Origin of the sequence: Okeania sp. SIO2B3 (assembly GCF_010672525.1) — a bacterium.
Classification (GTDB): Bacteria; Cyanobacteriota; Cyanobacteriia; order Cyanobacteriales; family Microcoleaceae; genus Okeania.
Map to the genome: position 1 here is coordinate 1 of NZ_JAAHGH010000206.1, position 4,584 is coordinate 4,584.

Annotated in this window: 3 protein-coding genes; 1 reads left to right on the plus strand and 2 read right to left on the minus strand. The window is 31.8% G+C overall.

Features of this window, described 5'->3' with window-relative positions; translation table 11 throughout:
• A partial coding sequence (locus F6K15_RS37470) for an HNH endonuclease (protein WP_293071112.1) occupies positions 1–656 on the minus strand: 656 nt, incomplete at its 3' end.
• A 182-nt stretch (positions 657–838) separates the two neighbouring features.
• Positions 839–1,063, minus strand: a complete 225-nt coding sequence (locus F6K15_RS37475; RefSeq protein ID WP_293071114.1) for a hypothetical protein — start codon at positions 1,061–1,063, stop codon at positions 839–841.
• Between the two features lie 492 nt (positions 1,064–1,555).
• Here F6K15_RS37475 and F6K15_RS37480 point away from each other — a divergent pair, with 492 nt between their 5' ends.
• Positions 1,556–3,325, plus strand: coding sequence for a tetratricopeptide repeat protein (locus F6K15_RS37480; RefSeq protein ID WP_293071116.1), 1,770 nt, complete (start codon positions 1,556–1,558; stop codon positions 3,323–3,325).
• Positions 3,326–4,584 lie beyond the last annotated feature (1,259 nt).

The following is a 4,584-nucleotide window of genomic DNA, read 5'->3' on the forward strand; positions in this document are numbered from 1 at the left end:
CTGTCAATAAACTCAGGATGAGGAGTAATGGATTTTTTGTCCATCCATTCAAAAACATCTTGATTATTTTTAGAGCTATTACACTGAATACAAGCAGGAACTACATTACCAGGTGTAGTTTGCCCCCCTTTAGATATAGGAATAATATGGTCCCAAGTATTAGCTGGTTTGAGACAATAGGCGCATTTCCCTTCAAATATTTCCATCAAGAACTTTTGTCCTTCATAAGGGATCGGATCGACATTTCGCTTTCTACTATGAGAATGTTGTCTTCTTTCTAATCTATGTTTTTCATTGTTTGCATATCTTTGTCTAGCTTCTGCTGCAGCATGAAGCTTGCAAACCCCTGATTTTACTACTTCTTGAGAGGGCAAATATTTTTGACATCCTCTACACCATTTCAAACCTTCAAGCTTTTTAGCTTCACGCTCTTTACGTCCAGGTCCAGATGTTTTGCGTTGATTTTTACAACTTTTGCAAATAGAGTTTAGTCCATCATACCGTGATTTGTCCTTGCCAAAATTTTCTATATGTTTCCATTGTTTACACTTAGTGCACCATTTCAAACCTACTTTTTTATTTGCTATATATTCTTCTAAAGTAATACCTATTTTTTGAGCTGCTATTCGTAGTGAACCTATTTTTGTTTGAGCCATATTGTTGAGATTTTTATTTTGTTCACTTCATTTTATACTATTTTCAAGAAGGCTATCTATGGGAACAAATTTTACTAGACTATATTTGTAATTTTTATTTATATATTTATTACCAATTTTCTGAAAATTATCAAATTTATTATAGTAGTTTAAATTAATTTAAAAGCATATTTGATAGTGCATTAAGTGGTTGATATAATTCCCAATAAAATTAGTAATGGCTTAGATTTTGAACCATCTTGATAAGGACTAAGCACAGAAAATAGCTTGATATATGCAATATTTTCCCCCCTTTTTTTCGCTTGCGGTATTATGACTTTTGCCCAAGACAAAAAATATTTAGCTACAATTTCAGCTTTGGCTAAAGATGTTTCTCTAGATTCATCAAAAAAAGAATTATTAGTCATATTCCTACACTTTAAAAATATCTATAGCAATCGTAAATGATTTGTCAAAAAAACTATATTTTATCCCACTTTTACTTGGGTTTGGAGACCAAACCCCTACGGTCATTTAAGTTATCAGTTATCAGTTATCAGTTATCAGTTATCAGTACCTCTGGCTGAACCATTAGGATTGAAATATTGAATTTGATTTTTTTCATCCTTTTAAAAGAGTCGGCGCATACTCTAATTTTTTGGTAAAATATTACAACATAAGCGCGGATTGCTATAGTAATTATCTATCTAATATAATACTCATTTAGATATTGTTATTATTGATAAAATTAAGTTTTTGTTAAAACTAGACAATTTTAGACTATAAATATTCTAGGCTAGTCAAATAAATGTTAAATAAATTCAATATTTGATTCAATTATATTTGCAACATTATGCAAAAAATGAATGCTGTTTACTATTTTAAAATGACTAACATAATATCAGTACAAAGATAGAAATATGAACAGAGAACAAAGAAGAAAAGCAGCCAAAAATAAAAGTCAAAAACCACTAAAAAATAATCTCCCAGAAAATGCCTTGTTCCATGCTTTGTCTTTTCACAAAAGTGGGAAACTACAAGAGGCAAAAATTATCTATGAAAAAATCATTCAGTCGGAACCAAATAATTCTCAAGCCCTAAATTATCTGGGCGTACTTAAAGCACAAATGGGAAATAATAATAGCGCTATAAATTTAATAAATAAAGCTATTAATCTAGAACCTAATAATTTTGGATACCTCAATAATCTTGGCAATACTTATCGCGCTGCTCAACAACTAGATAATGCTATTGACTGTTATAAACGTGCGATTCAACTAAATCAAAACTCTGCTGACTCTCACCTAAACTTGGGAATTGCTTTGACAGAAAAAGGAATCATAGAAGAGGCGATCGCTACCTTACAAAAAGCCTTAACTATTAATCCCAATCATCCACGAGTTAATATGACTCTGGGGGATATATTTCAAACTCAAGGGAAGTTAGATGAGGCAATATCTTCTTACATACAAGCTATTTCTATAGTTCCCAATAATTTTGATGCTCTATCATCTTTAGGCATGGCATTTTACCGTCGTGGCAACCTCAAAGAATCACAAAAAGCTTATCAACAAGCACTAGAAATTAATCCTCATTCCACAGAATGTTTGACTAATATTGCTGCTACTTTTTATGAGCAGGGAAGAGTTGATGTTTCCGAAGCTTGTTATCAAGCAGTTATCGATCTAATTCCTACTTCTGCTGATGCTCATATCAATCTAGGTTTTCTGTTAAGTAAACAAGAAAAATATCAGGAAGCTATTAAAAGTTATAACTCAGCATTGAAGCACGATAAAAATTCTATTCATGCCATGGCAGGTTTAGCAGAAATTCTAGGGAAAAAGTCTGAATGGGAAGCAGCAATAAAGCTATATCAAAAAATTATTAAACATAATTCTAACTCTGCTGATACTTATGCACAATTAGGAATAGCTTTGCGAGAAATAGATAAATCTGAAGAAGCGATCGCTCAATTTGAAAAAGCTATAAATATTAATCATAGACATATTAAAGCTTATGCTCATCTGGGTTTAGCTCTGCAAGATGTAAGTAAAAAATCTGAAGCTGAGTCAATTTTTGACTGTTCAGAATTAGTAGCTAAATACCAGTTTGTCAATGTAGAAGGATGGGAGAATTTGGCAGCTTATAATAGTGACTTGAAAGATTACATTGTCCGACATCCTACTCTTTTAAAAGACCGACCAGGTAAACCAATAAATAGAGGTAGTCAAACTTACGAAATTTTTACAGATAATACTCCTGTTATGGCAGCACTAAGCAAAAAAATTAATAGTTCTCTCCATGATTATTTTAGTCGTTTTACTGATAACTCTAATTATCAATTTTTCCATAATTTACCCTCAGACTGGAAGCTCAGTGGTTGGGCAGTTATTTTAGAGTCAGAAGGATTTCAAAACTCTCATATTCATCCTGAAAGTTATTGCAGTGGCGTTTATTATATTCAAGTTCCTAATAGTGTAAAAGAACATCATAATGGGTCTGGTTACTTAAATTTTGGTATTTCTTTTCCCTCAGAGCAAGAAATGGAAAATCAAGAGAAATATTTGATTCAACCAGAAGCAGGATTATTAGTAATTTTTCCTTCTTATTTTTGGCACTCTACTATTCCATTTACTGGAGATAGCGAACGAATTTGTATTTCATTTAATTTGATTCCTCTAGATAGGTAGATAAATCAAAATATGAGGTTTGGGCAAATACTTCATCTTTTAGGTAGAGGCGAGTTTAAATATAAATCAATTTTTCCTTATCCTCTCTAACAAAATAATTCTGAGGGAGGTTACTGAAATTTTCCTACTTCTTTTTCCTCAGAGTAAGACAGGGAAAATCAACAGAAATATCTGATTCAACCAAAAGCAGGATAATGAGTATTTTTCTTTGTTATTTCTGGCGCTCTACTATTCCATTTACTATAGATAGTGACCGAATTTGTCTTTCGTGGATAAAAATCTGAAGTTTGGCAAAATACCAATCATATATTAGAGGTGAGTTTAATAAATAAATTTTTCCTTATCCTCTCTAACAAAATAATTATTGGGCAGGTTACTGAAATTTTTCTACTTCTTTTTTCTCAGAGTAAGACAGGAAAAATCAACAGAAATACAAGTGAAGGCAAAAAGCAGGATGATGAGTAATTTTTCTTTGTTATTTCTGGCACTCTACTATTAGATTTACTGGAGATAGTGAAAAAATTTATATTTCATTTAGTTCGAGTTCTTGAGGTGGATAAAAATCTGAAATTTGGCAAAATACTAATCATCTATGAGGGGCGAGTTTAATAAATAAATTTTTCCCGCTCCTCATCCTCCATCACAAAATAATTCTGGGGTAGGTTGCTGAAATTTTCCTCCTTCTTTTTCCTCAGAGTAAGACAGGCAAAATAAACAGAAATATCTGATTCAACCAAAAGCAGGATGATGAGTAATTTTTCTTTGTTATTTCTGGCGCTCTACTATTTCATTTACTAGAGAGAGTAACCGAATTTGTCTTTCATTTAGTTGGAGTCCTTGAGATGGATAAAATTATCTGAAGTTTGGGGAAATACCAATCATCTATTAGGGTCGAGTTTAAATATAAATCAATTTTCCTCATCGCCTCAAATCAAATAATTCTGTAGTAGGTTGCTGAAATTTTCCTACTTCTTTTCCCCTCAGAGTAAGACATGAAAAATCAACAGAAATATAAGTGGAGACTAGAAATAGGATAATGAGTAATTTTTCCTTATTATTTTTGGCGCTCTACGAGATGGATAAAATTATCTGAAGTTTGGCAAAATACTAATCATCTATTAGGGACGAGTTTAAGAAATAAATTTTTCTTTATGCTCTCTGGAGTAGGTTACTGAAATTTTTCTACTTCTTTTCCCCTCAGAGTAAGACATGAAAAATCAACAGAAATATAAGTGGAGACTAGAAATAGGATAATGAGT